Origin of the sequence: Rhodococcus sp. Eu-32 (assembly GCF_003336925.1) — a bacterium.
GTDB lineage: Bacteria > Actinomycetota > Actinomycetes > Mycobacteriales > Mycobacteriaceae > Rhodococcoides > Rhodococcoides kyotonensis_B.
This window is the reverse complement of sequence record NZ_QGNK01000037.1, coordinates 1-19,501: the sequence shown is the minus strand read 5'-3', so window position 1 is coordinate 19,501 and position 19,501 is coordinate 1. Positions and strand designations below refer to the sequence as shown.

19 protein-coding genes, 1 tRNA gene and 1 rRNA gene are annotated in these 19,501 nt (G+C 65.2%); all 21 read left to right on the top strand.

Annotated elements, in window-relative coordinates:
• Positions 1-9 precede the first annotated feature (9 nt).
• The 21 genes from rrf (at position 10) to DK926_RS25805 (ending at position 18,845) form a co-directional block, all read left to right on the top strand.
• Positions 10-126: ribosomal RNA gene (gene rrf / locus DK926_RS25900) — 5S ribosomal RNA — on the top strand.
• A 102-nt stretch (positions 127-228) separates the two neighbouring features.
• Positions 229-1,203 (top strand): hypothetical protein, encoded by a 975-nt coding sequence (locus tag DK926_RS25895; protein WP_114332782.1) that lies wholly within the window; start codon positions 229-231, stop codon positions 1,201-1,203.
• Entirely contained in the window at positions 1,200-2,189 is a 990-nt protein-coding gene (locus DK926_RS25890; RefSeq protein WP_114332781.1) for an HAD-IIA family hydrolase, read from the top strand. Before DK926_RS25895 ends, DK926_RS25890 begins: the two co-directional genes overlap by 4 nt.
• A gap of 67 nt (positions 2,190-2,256) precedes the next feature.
• Positions 2,257-2,472 (top strand): hypothetical protein, encoded by a 216-nt coding sequence (locus DK926_RS25885; protein ID WP_114332780.1) that lies wholly within the window; start codon positions 2,257-2,259, stop codon positions 2,470-2,472.
• Between the two features lies 1 nt (position 2,473).
• Complete coding sequence (locus DK926_RS25880; protein WP_114332779.1) at positions 2,474-3,301, top strand: TlyA family RNA methyltransferase; 828 nt, start codon at positions 2,474-2,476, stop codon at positions 3,299-3,301.
• Positions 3,298-4,254 carry an NAD kinase gene (locus tag DK926_RS25875; protein WP_114332778.1) on the top strand — a complete coding sequence of 319 codons (957 nt, stop codon included), beginning with the start codon at positions 3,298-3,300 and terminating at the stop codon, positions 4,252-4,254. Before DK926_RS25880 ends, DK926_RS25875 begins: the two co-directional genes overlap by 4 nt.
• 2 nt (positions 4,255-4,256) lie before the next feature.
• Positions 4,257-6,017: a DNA repair protein RecN gene (recN, locus tag DK926_RS25870; protein ID WP_207890923.1), complete on the top strand. Its 1,761-nt coding sequence runs from the start codon at positions 4,257-4,259 to the stop codon at positions 6,015-6,017.
• 89 nt (positions 6,018-6,106) lie between these two features.
• The gene (steA, locus tag DK926_RS25865; protein WP_114332784.1) at positions 6,107-7,291 is read left to right on the top strand and encodes a putative cytokinetic ring protein SteA; all 1,185 of its coding nucleotides are present in this window, start codon (positions 6,107-6,109) and stop codon (positions 7,289-7,291) included.
• The gene (locus DK926_RS25860) at positions 7,288-8,232 is read left to right on the top strand and encodes a copper transporter (RefSeq protein WP_068431448.1); all 945 of its coding nucleotides are present in this window, start codon (positions 7,288-7,290) and stop codon (positions 8,230-8,232) included. Before steA ends, DK926_RS25860 begins: the two co-directional genes overlap by 4 nt.
• Positions 8,233-8,385: 153 nt before the next feature.
• Positions 8,386-10,134: a CTP synthase gene (locus DK926_RS25855; RefSeq protein WP_068431446.1), complete on the top strand. Its 1,749-nt coding sequence runs from the start codon at positions 8,386-8,388 to the stop codon at positions 10,132-10,134.
• Positions 10,131-10,760: an NUDIX hydrolase gene (locus DK926_RS25850; protein WP_114332776.1), complete on the top strand. Its 630-nt coding sequence runs from the start codon at positions 10,131-10,133 to the stop codon at positions 10,758-10,760. Before DK926_RS25855 ends, DK926_RS25850 begins: the two co-directional genes overlap by 4 nt.
• Before the next feature lie 4 nt (positions 10,761-10,764).
• Positions 10,765-11,679, top strand: coding sequence for a site-specific tyrosine recombinase XerD (gene xerD / locus DK926_RS25845; protein ID WP_114332775.1), 915 nt, complete (start codon positions 10,765-10,767; stop codon positions 11,677-11,679).
• 332 nt (positions 11,680-12,011) lie between these two features.
• On the top strand, positions 12,012-12,863 hold the full coding sequence (locus DK926_RS25840; protein WP_243637030.1) for a ParA family protein: 852 nt from the start codon (positions 12,012-12,014) through the stop codon (positions 12,861-12,863).
• 32 nt (positions 12,864-12,895) lie between these two features.
• On the top strand, positions 12,896-13,705 hold the full coding sequence (locus DK926_RS25835; RefSeq protein WP_068431515.1) for a segregation/condensation protein A: 810 nt from the start codon (positions 12,896-12,898) through the stop codon (positions 13,703-13,705).
• Positions 13,706-13,709: 4 nt separating this feature from the next.
• The gene (gene scpB, locus DK926_RS25830; protein WP_243637029.1) at positions 13,710-14,381 is read left to right on the top strand and encodes an SMC-Scp complex subunit ScpB; all 672 of its coding nucleotides are present in this window, start codon (positions 13,710-13,712) and stop codon (positions 14,379-14,381) included.
• Between the two features lie 14 nt (positions 14,382-14,395).
• Positions 14,396-15,466, top strand: coding sequence for a pseudouridine synthase (locus DK926_RS25825; RefSeq protein WP_084424030.1), 1,071 nt, complete (start codon positions 14,396-14,398; stop codon positions 15,464-15,466).
• Positions 15,466-16,149 (top strand): (d)CMP kinase, encoded by a 684-nt coding sequence (cmk, locus tag DK926_RS25820; RefSeq protein WP_114332774.1) that lies wholly within the window; start codon positions 15,466-15,468, stop codon positions 16,147-16,149. The genes DK926_RS25825 and cmk overlap by 1 nt, the downstream gene beginning before the upstream one ends.
• Complete coding sequence (gene der, locus DK926_RS25815; protein ID WP_114332773.1) at positions 16,146-17,582, top strand: ribosome biogenesis GTPase Der; 1,437 nt, start codon at positions 16,146-16,148, stop codon at positions 17,580-17,582. The genes cmk and der overlap by 4 nt, the downstream gene beginning before the upstream one ends.
• A gap of 86 nt (positions 17,583-17,668) precedes the next feature.
• A tRNA-Pro gene (locus tag DK926_RS25810) sits at positions 17,669-17,742 on the top strand.
• Between the two features lie 321 nt (positions 17,743-18,063).
• Positions 18,064-18,408, top strand: coding sequence for a hypothetical protein (locus tag DK926_RS26525; RefSeq protein WP_125833464.1), 345 nt, complete (start codon positions 18,064-18,066; stop codon positions 18,406-18,408).
• Between the two features lie 56 nt (positions 18,409-18,464).
• Entirely contained in the window at positions 18,465-18,845 is a 381-nt protein-coding gene (locus DK926_RS25805; protein WP_125833463.1) for a hypothetical protein, read from the top strand.
• Positions 18,846-19,501: the final 656 nt, after the last annotated feature.

Below are 19,501 nucleotides of genomic sequence, written 5' to 3'. Positions count from 1 at the left end.
TCACAGAGTTACGGCGGCCATAGCGGAGGGGAAACGCCCGGTCCCATTCCGAACCCGGAAGCTAAGCCCTCCAGCGCCGATGGTACTGCACCCGACAGGGTGTGGGAGAGTAGGACACCGCCGTGCATCTTTCGAAAAAGGGGACCCAGCCACTGGGTCCCCTTTTTTCGTTTCTTACTGCCTGTCTGATTTCATGGGTAGCGACCCGCTCGATCGAAAGGAACTGCTGTGCCGGAAGACAGCAACGAACGCCGCTCCTTCCGCGGCAACGGATCCTCCCGTTCTCAGGACCCACGCGGCGGAACCGGAGGCCGGTCGAGCGGCGGTCGTTCGGGCGAAGGGAATCGTTCCGGGGATTCTCGTCGAGCTGAAGGCACAGGTCGCTCCGATGCTCCTCGCGGCGATGGACGCGGACGTCCCGACGCCCGTCGGAACGACGGGCCCCCTCGTCGCCGCGGAGGCGAAGGCGGATTCGCAGGCGATCGACGCGGAGGTGCGCGCGGCCCCGCCGATCGGCGCCCTCCCCGTCCCGACGAACCCGATCTCCCCGACGAGGTCGAGCCCGGCGAGCTGGATCCGGCTGTTCGTCGCGATCTGCTGAGCCTGGACAAGAACAACGCGTCGGCCGTGGCGCGCCACCTCGTGATGGCAAGCCGCCTGGTCGACGACGATCCGCAGCTCGCGTTGCAGCATGCACGCGCCGCTCGTCAGCGCGCGGGACGGATTGCCGTCGTACGTGAGACTGCCGGCATCACCGCGTACCACGCGGGCGAATGGGCGGAAGCGCTGTCGGAACTGCGCGCTGCTCGCCGCATGGCCGGCGGGCCGGGGCACCTCGCAGTCATGGCGGATTGTGAGCGCGGGCTCGGCAGGCCCGAGCGCGCAATCGAACTCGGGCGTAGTGACGAAGCACGTGCGCTGACGGGCGACGAGGCGTCGGAACTCCGCATCGTCGTCGCGGGGGCTCGTATGGACCTGAACCAGTATGACCAGGCCGTCGTCACCCTGCAGACGCCGGACCTCGACGCATCCCGGTCGGGGACGGCCGCTGCGCGGCTGTTCTATGTCTATGCCGATGCGTTGGTCGCTGCAGGCCGTGTGCAAGAGGGCGTGAAGTGGTTCCTCAACGCGGCGGCTGCGGATGTCGACGGGGAAACGGACGCCGAGGAGCGCGTCGAAGAACTGTCGGGTGACGGTCGGTGACAACTCTGCGATCGGCGCACGACGTCCTACTTCTCGACCTGGACGGTACCGTCTACCAGGGCGACAAGCCCGTCGTCGGAGCTGCCGACGCGTTGCGCGGTGGAACCGAGAAGCGCTACTTCGTCACCAACAACGCAAGTCGCTCACCGAAGCACGTTGCCGAGCACCTTCGCGCGCTCGGATTCGACACGTCCGAGGATTTCGTCGTTACCAGTGCCCAGGTCGCGGCGCGGATGTTGGCCGAGAAGCTGACCCCCGGAGATGCCGTCATGGTGGTCGGTACCGAGGCACTGGCCGACGAGATCTCCACCGTCGGTCTGACGCCGGTGCGGTCGGCCGATCAATCGCCCGTAGCCGTCGTTCAGGGACACAACGTCGACACCGGCTGGAAGGCCTTGGCCGAAGCGGTGTTCGCCATTCAGTCCGGCGCCCTGTGGGTAGCGACGAACATGGATGCGACGCTCCCCACCGAACGCGGATTCGCACCCGGAAACGGATCGATGGTGGCGGTTGTGCGTACCGCTACGGGTGCCGAACCGGAGGTCGCAGGCAAGCCGGCGTCGCCCATCATGCGCGACGCGATCCGCCTGAGTTCGGCGTCGGTGCCCCTGGTCGTCGGTGACCGCCTCGACACCGACATCGCGGGCGCCCATGCGACCGGGATCCCGTCCCTACTGGTGCTCACCGGCGTCAGCAGCGCGGTCGACGCACTTCGCGCGGTCGAATCCGAGCGGCCCACCCATATCGGCTTCGACCTGGACGTGCTGAACCAGCCTGCCGAAGCGTCGTCCGTGGGCGTGAAACCGGGATGGTCGGCATCCGTCGGCGCCGGAGTCCTGACGGTCTCGCACGACGGAACCACTGCGGTGAACACCCTGGACGGATTGCTCACTGCCGCGTCCGTCGGGTGGTCGGCAACAGACTGGGACAGGATCGAGGTCGTCGGCTCGGGATTGGACGAGCTCCGCGCGCTACTCGAGGCGTGACCCGTCGTCCCGCGTCGCGGTACTGCGCTGGAACACCTGTCGGCCCGATCGGATAGCGTTGTGGGCGATGAGCACGTCCATTCCACTCCCAGGTCAGCATCGTCCGCACGATGTCAGCACGCCCGTGGTCGAACCCGGTGCCGTCGCAGCCGAGGTCGACCAGCTACTGGACCGGCTTCCGGATCGTGACGCACCTCCGATGGATCTGAAGGTTCAGGCGCAGATCCTCGAACGCGCGCACGACGTTCTCGTGCAGGCGCTGTCGTCCGTGGACAAGAGCTGACGTGGCCCGACGCGCACGTGTCGACGCCGAACTCGTGCGTCGAGGGATGGCTCGGTCACGCGAACACGCCGTAGAGCTGATCGACGCAGGCCGAGTCAAGATCGCAGGCACGGTGGCCACGAAGCCGGCGACTGCCGTCGAGGCAGGTACTCCACTCGTGGTGTCCGCCGAGGACAACGAAGTCAACTGGGCCTCACGCGGTGCTCACAAGCTCCTCGGCGCGCTCGAGGTGTTCGAGCAGAACGGGTTCTCGGTTGCGGGCAAACGCTGCCTCGACGCGGGTGCGTCCACCGGCGGGTTCACCGACGTTCTGCTGAGCAAGGATGCTGCCGAGGTTGTCGCGGTCGACGTCGGATACGGGCAATTGGTGTGGCGGCTACAGTCCGACGACCGTGTGACGGTCGTCGATCGCACCAACGTGCGGTCCATCGACGCCGACACCATCGGGGGACGGGTCGAGGTCGTCGTCGCCGATCTGTCGTTCATCTCGTTGAAGCTGGTGCTACCAGCGTTCGTCGCGTGCGTGGTTCCCGGGGCCGATCTCGCGCTGATGGTGAAGCCGCAGTTCGAGGTCGGCAAGGATCGCGTCGGTTCGGGCGGTGTCGTCCGCGACCCGGCGTTGCGTGCGGAGTCGGTGATCGACGTCGCGAACACCGCTCGCGATCTGGGTCTGGCACTTCGAGACGTGACGGCAAGTCCGCTTCCTGGTCCCTCGGGCAACGTCGAGTACTTTCTGTGGCTACGATCGCAGACTGTCGAGCAAGCGGACGACACGGAGCGCGACATCGTTGCCCTTGTCGAACGTGCCGTCGAGGAGGGCCCACAGTGACAACCGAGGGAGGGACAAGCACCGTGCGAGAGATTCTGCTCGTCGCGCATCCCGGCCGTCCCGACATCGCCGATACCGTCCGTCGGGTCGGAAAAGTACTGTCGCAGGCCAACATTCGGCTTCGTGTGCTCGTCGACGAGGTCGATTCCAGTCGTATCGAGCCGTCGGGCCGTGACAAGGGCGACGACTCCCTCGAGTCCGAACTCGAACTCCGAGTCGTCGAATTCGGACCCGAAGCCGCTGTCGGCTGCGAACTGGTTCTCGTGCTCGGCGGCGACGGAACGTTCCTACGCGCCGCCGAACTGGCGAAGACCGCGGACATTCCGGTGCTGGGAATCAACCTCGGGCGCATCGGTTTCCTGGCCGAAGCCGAGGCCGACCATCTCGAGGATGCGTTGGCTCGCGTCGTCACCGGTGACTATCGCGTCGAGGATCGGATGACGCTCGACATCGTGGTTCGGGCGGGTGAACGCGTCGTGGACCGTGGTTGGGCTCTGAACGAGGCCAGTATCGAGAACGGTTCGCGCCTGGGCGTTCTCGAGGTCGTCCTGGAAGTCGACGATCGTCCGGTGTCCGCGTTCGGATGCGACGGGGTTCTGATCTCGACGCCGACCGGATCGACCGCCTACGCGTTCTCCGCCGGCGGGCCTGTGGTGTGGCCGGAACTCGAAGCAATTCTGGTGATACCGAGCAACGCGCACGCCTTGTTCGCCCGGCCGCTGGTCACGAGCCCCGAGTCGATCATCGCCGTCGAGACCGTCGCCGGAAGTCATGACGGAGTCGTGTTCTGCGACGGTCGTCGAACACTGCAACTGCCTGCGGGCGGGCGCGTGGAAGTCGTGCGGGGCGCGTCGCCCATCAAGTGGGTGCGCCTGGACTCGGCGCCGTTCGCCGATCGAATGGTCACGAAGTTCGCACTGCCCATCACTGGATGGCGGGGGAGAGCGAGGTAACCATGCTCGAAGAGATTCGAATCGACAGCCTCGGTGTCATTTCTTCGGCTAGTGCCCAGTTCCACGAAGGTCTGACAGTTCTGACCGGTGAGACCGGTGCGGGTAAGACGATGGTCGTCACCAGTCTGCATCTGTTGTCCGGCGCGCGTGCCGACGCAGGTCGAGTACGGCTCGGTGCCGATCGTGCAGTCGTCGAGGGCCGTTTCAGTACCGAGACGGCGTCGGCGCAGGTGGTCGACGAGGTCGAGCGGGTGCTCGAATCGGCAGGCGCGCAACGAGACGAGGACGATTCCATCATCGCGCTGCGCACGGTCAATGCCGACGGTCGCTCCCGCGCTCATCTCGGCGGTCGCAGTGTGCCCGCGTCCGTGCTGTCGGGATTCACCGACTCCCTGCTCACCGTTCACGGCCAGAACGATCAGCTGCGACTGCTCCGACCGGATCGTCAGCTGGGCGCGTTGGACCGCTTCGCCGGTGACGCGGTTTCGGGCCCGCTGAAGAAGTACCGTTCCGCCCGTTCCGCATGGCTCGCTGCTCGCACGGAACTCCTCGACCGCACCGAACGCAGCCGCGAACTGGCGCAGGAGGCCGATCGCCTTCAGTTCGGACTGCAGGAGATCGACGCCGTCGCACCCGAACCCGGTGAGGACATCACCGTCGCAAACGATGTCCGACGCCTCGGCGACCTCGACTCGCTGCGCGAATCCGCCGAATACGCCAGTGCGGCACTGTCCGGAGACGACGCGGGCGAAGGGTTGTCCGTCCTCCACCTGCTCGGGGAAGCACGTAGCAGGCTGGAATCCGCCGACGACGCTGTGCTCATGGAGCTCGTGCCGCGGCTCAACGAGGCGTTGGCCGTCGTCACCGACGTCGGAGCCGACATCACCTCGTATTTGGCGGACCTGCCGTCGGATCCCAGCGCACTCGAGACGCTGCTGAACCGTCAGGCCGAGTTGAAGGGCTTGACGCGGAAGTACGCCGCGGACGTCGACGGCGTCATCGCATGGGCCGACGACGCACGCGAGCGCCTCGGAAAGATCGACGTGTCCGCGGACGCGCTGGCCGAACTGTCCGCTCGCGTCGACGAGACCGCAGCCGAAGTCGCCGCTGCAGCAAGCAAACTCAGTGCGGCCCGCGCGAAGGCTGCCGCGAAACTGGCCAAGGCCGTCAGTACGGAACTCGCCGGGCTCGCGATGGGCAAGGCCAAACTGCAACTCGATCTCCGCACGATGCCGGCGGGACCGAACGACAGCGCGCCCCTGACCGTCGACGGCGCCGAGCTTCATGCCGGACAGAGTGGCGTCGACGAGGTCGAATTCAAACTGTCCGCGCACGACGGTGCTCAGGCTCTGCCGATCAGCAAGAGTGCGTCCGGCGGTGAGCTGTCACGCGTGATGCTCGCCCTCGAAGTGGTGCTCGCGGGCTCGGACAAGGGCGCCACGATGGTCTTCGACGAGGTCGATGCCGGAGTCGGTGGCCGGGCTGCCGTCGAGGTGGGCCGTCGTCTGGCCAGACTCGCGCGGACGCATCAGGTCATCGTCGTCACCCACCTTCCGCAGGTGGCGGCGTTCGCGGACACACATCTCGTCGTGAACAAAGCGGACGCCAAAAAAGGTGCTGCGAACAGCGGTGTGAAGTCGTTGTCGTCGTCGGAACGCGTCGTCGAACTGGCTCGCATGCTGGCCGGACTGGACGACACCGAGACCGGACGCGCACACGCGGAGGAGCTGTTGGCGACGGCCAGAGCGGACCGAGAGAACTGATCCACGGCTTGGTACTCGTGTGGCCAGTGTGGTAATTGTTTCGGCGCGCCTCCGCCGTGGTGCGTGACGTCGGGGTCATCATGGGTGCCATGAAGATGCCCGCTCTGTTATCACGAAGTCAGGATTCGCTACCCGGAATCAGTGGTATCGCCCGGGTGGATCGCAACACCGCCAAACTGCTGAAACGGGTAGGCCCCGGGGACATCGTCGTGCTCGACGAGTTGGACCTCGACCGGCTGACCGCCGACGCACTCGTCGCCGCGGGCGTCCTCGCGGTCGTCAACGCGTCGCCGTCGATCTCGGGTCGATACCCGAATCTCGGACCGGAGGTGATCGTTGCCAACGGGATCACGCTGATCGACTCGGCGGGCACCGAGGTCTTCAAAAAGATCAAGGACGGCACGAAGATTCGCCTGAACGAGGGCGGTATCTACACCGGCGATCGCAGGCTCGCGAAAGGCGAGGAACAGAGCGAAGCCGAGATCTCGGACCGGATGATCGAGGCCAAGACCGGTCTGGTCGATCACCTGGAAGCGTTCTCGGGCAACACCATCGAGTTCATTCGAACCGAGAGCCCGCTGCTCATCGACGGTGTGGGCGTTCCCGACATCGACATCGTGCTGCAGGATCGTCACGTCGTCGTCATCGCCGACGGCCCCGGCCACGCAGAAGATCTGAAAGCCTTGAAGCCGTTCATCAAGGAGTACGCCCCGATCATCATCGGTGTCGGTGCAGGCGCCGACACGGCGATGAAGGCGGGGTACCGGCCCGACCTCATCGTCGGCGACCCGGAAGAGATCACGGCGCAAACGCTCAAGTGCGGCGCCGAAGTCGTACTTCCCGCGGATTCCGACGGCCACGCGAACGGTCTCGAACGCATTCAGGATCTCGGTATCGGGGCGATGACGTTCCCGGCGACCGGTGCTCCCGCCGATCTGGCGCTGCTGCTGGCCGACCACCACGGCGCGTCGTTGATCGTCACCGTCGGCAGTCCGGCGAGCCTCGACGAGTTCTTCGATCGAGGTCGACGCAACACCAATCCGGCTGCGTTCATGACGCGTCTCAAGGTCGGCGCCAAACTGGTCGACGCGAAAGCCGTTGCGACGCTGTATCGCAGCCGCGTGTCCGGGGGCGCTGTCGCGCTGGTCGTTCTCGCAGCGCTCGTCGCGATCATCGTCGCGCTGATGGTGTCGAACATGGGCACCGAGGTTCTCGACTGGGCCGTCGACCTGTGGAACAGCTTCGCCCTCTGGGTTCAGGGGCTGCTCGCGTGATTTCGATGCGTCAACATGCCATTTCGATCGCGGCGATCTTCATCGCTCTCGCGATCGGAGTGGTACTCGGCTCCGGCCTGCTGTCCAGCGGGCTCGTCTCGGGCCTACGGGACGACAAGACGGGGCTCGAAGATCAGGTCGACTCGCTGCAGAGCACCAACAACCAACTCGGCGAACAACTCAACTCTGCGGACGGGTTCGATGCCGCGGTGTCGGGGCGTGTGGTTCGGGATGCGTTGGCGCAGAGAAGCGTCGTCGTCATCACGACGCCGGACGCCGATCCAGGCGACGTCGACGGAGTCACCCGCTCCATCGAGGCGGCGGGTGCAGCGATCACCGGGCGTGTGTCGCTGACGGATTCGTTCGTATCCGCCGCGAGTGGCGACGACCTGCGCACCAGACTCACCAATGTCGTGCCCGCCGGAACGCAGCTGCGGACCGGGGCCGTCGATCAGGGGAGCATGGCAGGTGACCTGCTCGGTTCGGTGCTGCTCCTGAACGCACAGACGGCGGAGCCGCAATCGTCGCCCGAGGAGCTGTCCTTGGCGCTCGAAACGCTGCGCAGCGGCGGGTTCATCGCGTACGACAACGGCGCTGTCGCGCCGGCCCAGCTCGCTGTCGTCGTCACCGGCGGGAACACCGGTTCGGACGACGGCAATCGCGGTGCGATCGTTGCCCGCTTCGCCGGCGGACTCGACGGCAGGGGAGCAGGGACGGTTCTCGCAGGCCGGACCGGAGCTGCGGAGGGCAACGGCGCGGTAGCCGTCGTTCGCGCCGATGCGGCGCTGTCCTCGGGCGTCAGCACAGTCGACAACGTCGACCGCGAGGCAGGCCGCATCACGACCACGCTCGCGTTGCAGGAGCAGTTGGACGGCGCGGCGGGCCGCTACGGCACGGGAGCCAACTCGACGGCCGTCACCGTCGGAGCGCCTGCACGGTGATTCGCACCGCTCCGACGCGCGCGTCGTTCGCGGTATGTACCCGACAGGTGTTACCGTGAAGACCCGTGGGTAGCAGGCCCATTATGGACGTAATACCTCTCTTGCCAGCTCTCTGGCAGGAGCAAGCCCTGCAGATTGGTCACGGGAGCATCATTGTCACGCCTTCAGTCGCGATCTGACACCAAGCACATCTTCGTCAGCGGGGGCGTCGCGTCCTCGCTCGGCAAGGGCCTCACGGCGTCGAGCCTCGGCCAGCTACTGACAGCACGCGGACTTCGCGTCACCATGCAGAAGCTCGATCCCTATCTCAACGTGGATCCGGGCACCATGAACCCGTTCCAGCACGGCGAGGTGTTCGTCACCGAGGACGGTGCCGAAACCGACCTCGACGTCGGCCACTACGAGCGCTTCCTCGATCGCGACCTGTCCGGATTCGCGAACGTCACCACCGGCCAGGTGTACTCGGCGGTCATCGCGAAAGAACGCCGCGGCGAGTACCTCGGCGACACGGTCCAGGTCATCCCGCACATCACCGACGAGATCAAGAGCCGAATCCTCGCGATGAACGGCCCGGATCTGCAGGGGCATCAGCCCGACGTGATCATCACCGAGATCGGTGGCACCGTCGGCGACATCGAGTCGCAGCCGTTCCTCGAGGCCGCACGGCAGGTGCGCCACGACGTCGGCCGCGAGAACGTGTTCTTCCTGCACGTGTCGCTCGTTCCGTTCCTCGCCCCGTCGGGTGAGTTGAAGACCAAGCCGACGCAGCATTCCGTCGCCGCTCTGCGCAGCATCGGTATCCAGCCCGACGCGCTCATCCTGCGGTGCGACCGCGAGGTCACCCCCGGCCTGAAGAACAAGATCGCCCTGATGTGCGACGTCGACGTCGACGGATGCATCTCGACGCCCGACGCGCCGTCGATCTACGACATCCCGAAGGTCCTGCACAAGGAAGGTCTCGACGCCTACGTCGTCCGCAAGCTGGGTCTGCCGTTCCGCGACGTCGACTGGACGGTGTGGGGCGGTCTGCTCGAGCGTGTGCACGAGCCTCGCGAAACCGTGCGGGTCGGCCTCGTCGGCAAGTACGTCGACCTGCCCGACGCGTACCTGTCGGTCACCGAGGCGCTGCGTGCCGGCGGTTTCGCGCACCGGTCGAAGGTGGAGATCAAGTGGGTGCCCTCCGACGAGTGCCAGACGCCTGCGGGCGCTCAGGCTGCACTGGGTGACGTCGACGCGGTCCTGATTCCCGGTGGATTCGGAATTCGTGGCATCGAGGGCAAGCTCGGAGCCATCGAGTTCGCGCGCACACGAAAGGTGCCGCTGCTCGGACTGTGCCTCGGCCTGCAGTGCATGGTCATCGAAGCTGCCCGGTCGGTCGGCCTCACCGACGCCAATTCGGCGGAGTTCGAGCCCGATACCGAGTACCCCGTCATCTCGACGATGGCCGACCAGGAGGACGCCGTCGCCGGTGAAGCCGACCTCGGTGGCACCATGCGCCTCGGTGCGTACCCGGCGAAGTTGATCAAGGGTTCGGTCGTCGCAGGTGCGTACGGTTCGACGGACGTTTCCGAGCGTCACCGCCATCGCTTCGAGGTCAACAACACCTACCGCGATCGAATCTCCAAGAGCGGCTTGGTCTTCAGTGGCACGTCGCCCGACGGCCATCTCGTCGAGTTCGTCGAGCTGCCCGCGTCGAAGCACCCGTTCTTCGTCGGCACGCAGGCGCACCCGGAGCTCAAGAGCCGGCCGACGCGTCCGCACCCGCTGTTCGCGGCGCTGATCGACGCGGCTCTGAAGTACAAAGCGGCAGAACGACTTCCCGTCGACGTGCACGGTGAGGACGCCGCGGCCGAGGACTCCGAATTCCCGGTTTCGGGTGCTACCGCCGAGAGCATCGGATGACCGAACGGCATGCGTTCGAGACGACCGGCTCCAGGACGGTCTACGAAGGCGCAATCCTGGCGCTGCGCTTGGATCAGGTGCAGATGCCGGGCGGACGCGTCGCCGAGCGTGAGGTCGTCGAACATCACGGTGCCGTCGCGATCGTCGCGCTCGACGATCAGGGCCGGATCGCGATGATCGAGCAGTACCGTCACCCGATCGGGCGTCGACTCTGGGAACTCCCTGCAGGCCTGCTCGACGAGCTGAACGAGCCTCCCGTCGATGCGGCCAAGCGCGAACTCGCCGAGGAAACGGGACTCGCCGCCGAACGGTGGTCCGTACTCGTCGACGTCATGGCATCTCCCGGCTTCACGGACGAGTGCGTGCGAATCTTCTTGGCAGAAGGGCTGTCCGAGGTCGACCGTCCCGAAGCGAGGGACGAGGAAGCCGACATCGAACTCGCTTACGTGCCATGGGAAGAAGCCGTCGAGCGGGCCCTGGCGGGCGAGTTCGTCAACGCGTCGGCCGTGTCCGGTGTGCTTGCCCTCGCCGCAGCGAAGGCAGGCTCGAAGACACTCCGGCCTGCGGACGCCGAATGGGTGGATCTGCCGACCACGTTCGAGCGTCGGAAGAACTCACACGGGTAGCGACGTGCTGCCGGCGCAGATCGGGGCGTACGTCGATCACCTCGAGGTCGAACGCGGTGCTGCCGCCAACACGTTGTCCTCGTACCGCCGCGACCTGCGGCGGTACGAGGCGTTCCTCGGCGACCACGGCATCGACGATCTTGCGAAGGTCGCCGAAACGGACGTGGCCGAATTCGTCGTCGACCTCCGACGTGGGAGTGACGAATTTCCCGCTCTCGCAGCGAGTTCGGCTGCGCGGACGCTCATCGCCGTTCGCGGTCTGCACAAGTTCGCAGCGGCCGAAGGACTCGTGACGACCGACGTCGCAAGTGCGGTGAAGCCGCCCGCACCCAGTAGGCGTCTTCCGAAGTCCCTCCCGGTGGAGCAGGTCGTCGCCATTCTGGATTCGGCGTCGACCGGAGGTCCCGATGCGCCGCGCGGATTGCGAGACAAGGCAATTCTCGAATTGCTGTACTCGACGGGTGCGCGCATCTCGGAAGCCGTCGGACTCGACGTCGACGACATCGACACCGAGACGCGTTCGGTGTTGCTCCACGGCAAGGGCGACAAGCAGCGACTGGTCCCGGTCGGACGTCCGGCCATCGAGGCGATCGACGCGTACCTCGTGCGCGGGCGGCCGGGATTGGTCAAGCGATCGACTCCGGCGTTGTTCCTGAACGCACGCGGCGGACGACTGTCGCGGCAGAGCGCGTGGCAGGTACTCCACTCGGCGGCCGAACGCGCAGGCATCGCGACTCCCGTCTCGCCGCACACACTCCGCCATTCCTTCGCCACCCACCTGCTCGACGGCGGCGCCGATGTGCGCGTCGTGCAGGAGTTGTTGGGGCATGCGTCCGTGACGACGACGCAGATCTACACGCTCGTCACCGTCAACACGCTGCGTGAGGTGTGGGCGGAAGCACATCCACGCGCGCGATGACTGCTCCGGCGTGTTTTGCGCGTGTCCCGCGACGGCGCGGACGAGCCACACGGTAGCGTTTAGCCGACGGTCGTCGTGCAACCGGACGAGCCGAGGTCAACGGACAGGGGAGCGTAGGAGAAGTGTCGACACCGCAACTGCCAGCGACCGAGTCAGGCTCAGGATCGACCCTGGGCGACTCCACGCAGGTGAGTCCGCGGTCGACCGAGGATTCTCCCGCTGCTACGCCCACCGAAGTGCAGCCGACCAGCTCGCCCACCGACCAACCACACCATGACGGCGCGTTGTTCCATACGCGTCGACCCGAATCGAGCCGTGAGACGAGAGAGACCATTCCTGCGGCCAACGAGCTAGGACCCACGGGTCGCAAGACCCGCGAAGTTCCCGAACCCACCCCACTGGCCAGTCATGGACCGGCCAAGATCATCGCGATGTGCAACCAGAAGGGTGGCGTCGGCAAGACGACGTCGACCATCAATCTCGGTGCCTCCCTCGCCGCATATGGACGGCGTGTTCTGCTCGTCGATCTCGATCCGCAGGGCGCCCTGTCGGCAGGCTTGGGCGTCGCGCATCACGAGCTGGACCTGACGGTCTACAACCTGCTCGTGGAACCGAAGATCTCGGCCGACGACGTGCTGATGCGTACCCGCGTCGAGAATCTCGACCTGCTGCCGAGCAACATCGACCTGTCGGCCGCCGAAATTCAACTGGTCACCGAGGTCGGCCGCGAGCAGACGCTGGGCCGCGTCCTGCATCCCGTGCTCGACCGGTACGACTACGTGCTGATCGACTGCCAGCCGTCCCTCGGATTGTTGACGGTGAATGCGCTGACGTGCGCCGACGAGGTCATCATCCCGATGGAGTGCGAGTACTTCAGCCTCCGCGGCCTGGCGCTGCTAAACGACACCGTCGAGAAGGTTCGTGACCGGCTCAATCCCAAGCTCGAGCTCGCCGGCATCGTCGTGACGATGTTCGACGCCCGCACGCTGCACTCGCGTGAGGTCATGACGCGCGTCGTCGAGGTGTTCGGCGACGTCGTCTACGACACCGTCATCACGCGGACCGTGCGGTTCCCGGAGACATCCGTCGCGGGTGAGCCGATCACGACGTGGGCACCGAAGTCCTCGGGTGCACTGGCCTACAAGTCGTTGGCCCGAGAGGTCATCTACCGGTCCGGCCCGTGACAGCGACGGTATCCACGTCGAGTGACACGCAGATCGAGGTTCCGGAGAACGAAGACCCGTCGCGGTTCCGGGTCCGGCTGCTCAACTTCGAGGGGCCGTTCGACCTGCTGCTGACGTTGATCAGCCAGCATCGGCTCGACGTCACCGAAGTCGCGCTGCACACCGTCACCGACGATTTCATCTCGTTCACCAAGAGCCTCGGCGACGAGGTCGGCCTCGACCAGACGACGGAATTTCTCGTCGTCGCCGCCACGTTGCTCGACCTGAAGGCAGCCCGGCTGCTGCCGTCGGGAGATGTCGAGGACGCCGAGGATCTCGCGCTGCTGGAGGTACGAGATCTACTGTTCGCCAGGTTGTTGCAGTACCGGGCCTACAAGCAGGTCGCGCAGCTGTTCGGTGAATTGGAGGCTGCTGCGCTACGCCGGTATCCGCGGTCGGTGTCGGTCGAGGATCGCTTCACGGATCTGATCCCCGAGGTACTGCTGGGTGTCGATCCTGCGCGGTTCGCCGACATCGCTGCCGCTGCGTTTCGGCCGAAGCCGGTGCCGAAGGTCGGCCTCGATCACATTCACCAGCATTCGGTGTCGGTGCCCGAACAGGCGAAATGGATCATGGACAAGCTCAGGAGCAACGGCGAGGGTGCCTGGACGCCGTTCGGCGACCTCACCGAAGGGTGCGAGCACACCGTCGAAATCGTTGCGCGGTTTCTGGCGTTGCTCGAGCTGTTCCGCGAGCAGGTACTCGCGTTCGAACAACCCGAGCCGCTGGGAGAATTGCTGGTGAGCTGGACGGGCAAGGCGAAGTCCGACGACGTACTCGTCGCGGCGGTGGATTATGGATGAGGACGTGACACAGCTGGACGAGCAGGCCGAGGACGACTCGGAACTCGACGACGCGACCCTGGAAGCTGCGTTGGAGGCGGTACTGCTCGTCGTCGACTCGCCCGCATCGAACGAGCAACTGGCGTCGGCGGTGGGTAGCGACGTCGCGCGCGTGAAGTCGACGCTCGCGCGAATGTCTGCCGGGTTCACCGAACGCGGCAGCGGAATCGACCTTCGCTACGCGGCCGACGGATGGCGTTTCTACACGCGCACGGCGTACGCGCCGTATGTCGAGCGGCTCCTTCTCGACGGTGCTCGGTCGAAGCTCACACGTGCGGCATTGGAGACTCTGGCCGTTATCGCATATCGTCAACCGTTGACTCGCGCGCGGGTCAGTGCTGTGCGCGGCGTCAACGTGGACGGGGTGATGCGCACATTGCTCGCTCGCGGACTGATTTCGGAGGCCGGAGTGGATTCGGAATCGAACGCGACGACGTACTCCACCACCGAGTTGTTCCTCGAACGACTCGGCCTGGCATCGCTGACGGACCTGCCGCCGCTGGCACCGTTGTTGCCGGGTGTCGACCTGATCGACGAGATCAGTGACAGCATGGACACGGACCCGAGAGTCACCCGCTCCACCAAGAACCGCGGATCGAAACCCGATCCGGTAGCCGAGCTCGACTCGGACGACTGAATAGGTACACAAAAGTGAACAAGCCCGCTCGCCGTGATGGCACACCGGACAGGAACAGACAACAGGCTCCGCGCAGGAAGCCGACCGCAGGTGGCAGGTCGGAGGATCCGCGCAGCGGAACCGCACGCGGAAGCGCCCCCCGCAAGGCCGCACCGCGCAAAGCCGCCGATTCGTCGGGACACAGCGGCATCAACGACCGCAGCAACGACGCGGTGCCCCGCAAGAAGCCTTCTCGGCCCAAACCCCCGAAGCCGCAGAAGAAGCAGGTCCCCACGACCACCATCAGCAACGCCAAGCCGGCGAAGCATCAGTACGCCGACGCGGACAGCAAGCGTCGTCACGTGCCCCGCGGTGAGGGCGTTCGCCTGCAGAAGGTTCTCGCGCAGGCAGGCGTCGCATCGCGGCGTGCCGCCGAGGAACTCATCGCCGACGGACGCGTCGAGGTCGACGGTCGGATCGTCACCGAGCAGGGCATCCGCATCGATCCGAACGTGGCGGTCGTGCGTGTCGACGGCACACGCGTCGTCGTCAAGGAAGAGCTCGTCCACCTCGCGATGAACAAGCCGCGTGGCTGGCAGTGCACGATGTCCGACGACCTGGGACGTCCCTGCGTCGGCGACATCGTGTCCGAGCGTGTCCAGGCCGGTCAGCGCCTGTTCCACGTCGGCCGTCTCGACGCCGACACCGAAGGCCTGCTGCTGTTCACGAACGACGGCGACTTGGCCCATCGGTTGATGCACCCGTCGTACGAGGTCTCGAAGACCTACCTGGCGACGCTGTTCGGCGCGATTCCGCGTGACCTGGGCAAGAAGCTGCGCGACGGCGTCGTCCTCGACGACGGTCCGGTCAAGGTCGACGGCTTCGCCCTTCTCGACATCTCGAACGGTTTGTCTCTCGTGCGCATCACGCTGCACGAGGGTCGCAAGCACATCGTTCGACGCCTGTTCGATCACGTCGGGTTCCCCGTCGGCCGCCTCGTGCGCACCGACGTCGGCAACATCGCTCTGGGCGACCAGCGTCCCGGCACGCTGCGTGTCCTCGGACGCGGTGAGGTCGGCAAGCTGTACGAATCGGTCGGCCTCTGATGGCGGGTCTCGTCGTCGCCATGGATGGTCCGTCGGGAACCGGGAAGTCGACGGTGTCGCGCAAGCTCGCCACCGCGCTCGACGCCCGCTACCTCGACACGGGCGCGATGTACCGCGTCGCGACGGTGTGGGTGCTCCGCGCGGGCATCGATCCGACCGACCCGGACAAGGTTGCGGAGGTCGTCAAGACACTGCCACTGGACATCGGCACGGACCCGACCGCCGAAGCCGTCACGATGGGCGGCGAGGACGTCTCCGCCGAGATTCGTGGCGACGCCGTCACCAAGGCGGTTTCGGCGGTGTCCGCCGTTCCGCGTGTGCGTGAGCTTCTGGTGCAGATGCAGCGTGACATCGCTGCGTCGTTCCCGCGGATCGTCGTGGAAGGGCGCGACATCGGCACCGTCGTTCTGCAGGATGCCGACGTCAAGGTCTTCCTGACGGCGTCACCCAAGGCGCGTGCGGATCGACGCAACAGGCAGAACATTTCTCAGGGACGAGGCGACGACTACGAAGCCGTCCTCGCCGACGTCCAACGCCGCGATCACGCGGACTCCACCCGCGCGGTGTCGCCGCTGCGGCCTGCGGAGGACTCGGTGATCGTCGACACCAGCGACCTGGGCATGGACGGCGTCATCGCCGCGTTGTTGCAGGTCGTAAGCGACAGAACTGGAGTTGTGCAGTGACCGACGATTTCTACGCGGCAGAAACGGCCGGCGACGGCACCTGGAGCGACGAGGGGGAGTGGGACCTCGCCGACTTCGTCGACGGTGACGAGGAAGGCGCAGACGTAGCTGTTCCGACGCTCGCGGTGGTCGGACGTCCCAACGTGGGCAAGTCGACTCTCGTCAACCGCATCATCGGCCGTCGTGAAGCGGTGGTGGAGGACATCCCCGGTGTCACCCGCGACCGCGTCTCGTACGAGGCCAACTGGGCCGGACGCCGATTCCTGGTGCAGGACACCGGCGGTTGGGAACCCGACGCCAAAGGCATGATGCAATCCGTTGCGCGCCAAGCGGAATTGGCGATGCAGACCGCCGACGCAATCCTGCTCGTCGTCGACGCACGAGTCGGTGCGACGACCACTGACGAAGCGGTCGCACGCACGTTGCGTCGATCGAAAACGCCGGTGATTCTCGTGGCCAACAAGGTCGACGACGCACGGACCGAATCCGAGGTCGCCTCGCTGTGGTCGCTGGGTCTCGGTGAGCCGCAATCGGTTTCGGCGACGCACGGCCGCGGAACGGGTGACTTGCTCGACCTCGTGCTCGAAGCGCTGCCGGAAACACCGCGGGAAGGAATCCCCGGTGGGGGTCCGCGCCGAGTTGCGTTGGTGGGCAAGCCGAATGTCGGCAAGTCGTCACTGATCAACAAGCTGTCGGGGGACGAGCGGTCGGTGGTGCACGATGTTGCCGGTACGACGGTCGACCCTGTCGACTCGCTCGTCGAATTGGGCGGCAAGACTTGGCGATTCGTCGATACTGCTGGTCTGCGCAAGAAAGTGTCGCATGCGAGCGGTGCCGAGTTCTATGCGTCACTGCGGACGAAGTCGGCGATCGAGGCTGCCGAGGTCGCAATTCTGTTGATCGATGCTTCGCAGGTGATTTCGGAGCAGGACCTACGGGTGCTGAGCATGGTGGCCGACGCCGGTCGCGCGCTCGTGCTCGCGTTCAACAAGTGGGACCTCGTCGACGAGGATCGTCGCCTGCAGCTCGAGAAGGAAATCGACCGCGATCTGGTTCGTGTGCCGTGGGCGCAGCGCGTCAACATCTCGGCGCACACCGGTAGGGCAGTTCAGAAGCTCGTGCCGGCGCTCGAGACGGCGTTGGAGTCCTGGGACAAGCGAATCCCGACCGGGCGACTGAACAGCTGGCTCAAGGAGGTCGTCGCCGCGACGCCGCCGCCGATGCGTGGTGGCCGTCTGCCGCGAATCATGTTCGCGACGCAGGCGACGACGCGTCCGCCAACGTTCGTGCTCTTCACGACGGGCTTCCTCGAGGCCGGCTACCGCCGGTTCATCGAGCGGCGCCTGCGCGAGGAATTCGGATTCGACGGCAGCCCTGTTCGCGTCAATGTGCGCATCCGCGAGAAGCGCGAGAGGCCCGGCAAGCGTCGATGAGCTGACCCGCCCGGCCCCTGAGCAGGCGATTTCCTCTCAGGGGCGGGGCTGGGGTAGTCTCATCGAGCACCCCGAGAGGGGTGCGGCGGGCTGTGGCGCAGCTTGGTAGCGCACTTGACTGGGGGTCAAGTGGTCGCAGGTTCAAATCCTGTCAGCCCGACACAGATAAGCGCAGTTCAGAGGCGGTTTCGGAGAAATCCGGAGCCGCCTTTCTGGTCTCGGTGCCGCAGAGTGTTACTACTCGATCCTTACATGCCTGAAAACGGACATCACTGAGCGTCCGTTCACGTCCGTGATAGTCCGGTTGCGGCAGTTCCTGCTCCTGAGTACTGCTGTGGACGGAACCCACTTGATCCATAATCAAGTGCCTCGACTGAAAGCCTGAACGCCGCCGCGGCGCGTCAGCAAACGCTTCGAGTTGTCAACAGTCTTTCATTCGCCACGTCGAAGCCTGTCGGTATCACTGGGTAGCATCCCGTTGATGACCGACGCAGGTTTTCCTGACTTCAAACATCCTAAGTGCTACGCAAATACAGAAGGCGGATGCTCCACCAAGATCTCCGGTGAGCACTTCGTTTCGCACAGCCTGATCAAGCTCTACACTTTCGACGATCCAACCGTCACGATCTGCCACGACAACGGGTTCGGGGTACGTCATCCGGTACCGCCAAGAAGGTTCGTGGCAAACGTGTTGTGCGAGGCTCACAACAACGGCCTCTCAGACGCGGATTCTGGGGCGTCAATGAGTCCATCGAGGTTTCTGGAGACGATTTTCAAAGATGGGTTCTCAAACTCCTTGCGACGCACGCTGCTGGTAAAGCGCTGACCGCCAACGGCGAGTTGGTAAAGAGTCCGATTTCGAACGACTCAATCCACCTCCTGTTGAACCGAGCAGCGTGGCCGGCGACGTGGGGTTTATGCGTTGCTGCTGACGTTGCTAATCCCGAACTCAAATTTGATCCCTTCAGCCGCATCGACACGGTGACGGACGACTGGTGGGGCGTAACTCCGATGCTCAAGAACGGCGACCAGACGCTGATCGGTGGTGTCGTCGAACTGGCAGGTGTCGGGTTCGGACTCAGCCTCTACAACCCAGGTCGAGAATTGGCGGAATTCAATCTTCCGGCAAACCCACTGCGCGGATCCATGCAGAGGCCGTCTTCTATGGCGTGGGAACTCAAAGGTGTACGAAAGCAGATTAACTTCACCTGGGACGACCATCACGAGCACAAGAACATCACCTACACGATGCAACGTCTGTGATCGATTCGGACTGTGCCGGTGTAGTCGGCACTGGGGTCGGAACATCGCCGGTAGCGCGGCTCGTTATTCGCTTCACTTGACATGCCGGGCGCAGGCAGCCTGTCGGTGTGAGCGACTGGGCGCGAACCTGTGTCACTACGTGACTCTTGGACCGCTAGTTGGCGGACTTCCAACGATCTCTGCCGTCGGAACCTTCGCCGCAGACCATCAATGTGCCTGCGGTCGTGAAGCCGGTGTCACCGGGAACGCTGCAGAACGAACCCGGGTGCACAGTCTGCGGTATTACGGCTGGGGATGATGCAGGCGGGGCAACCACGGTCGTCGGTGCGGTTCGTTGTGTCCACGTCGAGCCGCAGAGAGCGTCACCTTCGAGGCCCATCGATTCGCGCCAGGTCGCGTCGCTGCACGAAAACTCAAGCGATGTTTCGTTTAGCTCCGGTGGTTCGGTGGAGGCGGTTTCGGTTGTCTCAGGGAGAATCTCGGTCGTTGCAACGTTCTGTGGGATCAGCGGGACAGGGGATGGGGTCACTGAATCACCCCAGGTTTGATGCCGCTTCCTTCTGAGTCAGGAAGGATGAGCACATGCCTAAGAAGATCGATCCGGAGGTCCGTGCGCGGGCGTTGCGGTTGTTGGAGACCCACGGCGGGGAGTACCC

What these genes read in the sequence shown, in the direction of transcription:
- steA (WP_114332784.1), top strand. Translation starts at nt 6,107, where the DNA reads ATGAAGATGCCCGCTCTGTTATCACGAAGTCAGGATTCGCTACCCGGA.
- DK926_RS25885 (WP_114332780.1), top strand. Translation starts at nt 2,257, where the DNA reads ATGAGCACGTCCATTCCACTCCCAGGTCAGCATCGTCCGCACGATGTC.
- DK926_RS25850 (WP_114332776.1), top strand. Translation starts at nt 10,131, where the DNA reads ATGACCGAACGGCATGCGTTCGAGACGACCGGCTCCAGGACGGTCTAC.
- DK926_RS26525 (WP_125833464.1), top strand. Translation starts at nt 18,064, where the DNA reads ATGACCGACGCAGGTTTTCCTGACTTCAAACATCCTAAGTGCTACGCA.
- recN (WP_207890923.1), top strand. Translation starts at nt 4,257, where the DNA reads ATGCTCGAAGAGATTCGAATCGACAGCCTCGGTGTCATTTCTTCGGCT.
- cmk (WP_114332774.1), top strand. Translation starts at nt 15,466, where the DNA reads ATGGCGGGTCTCGTCGTCGCCATGGATGGTCCGTCGGGAACCGGGAAG.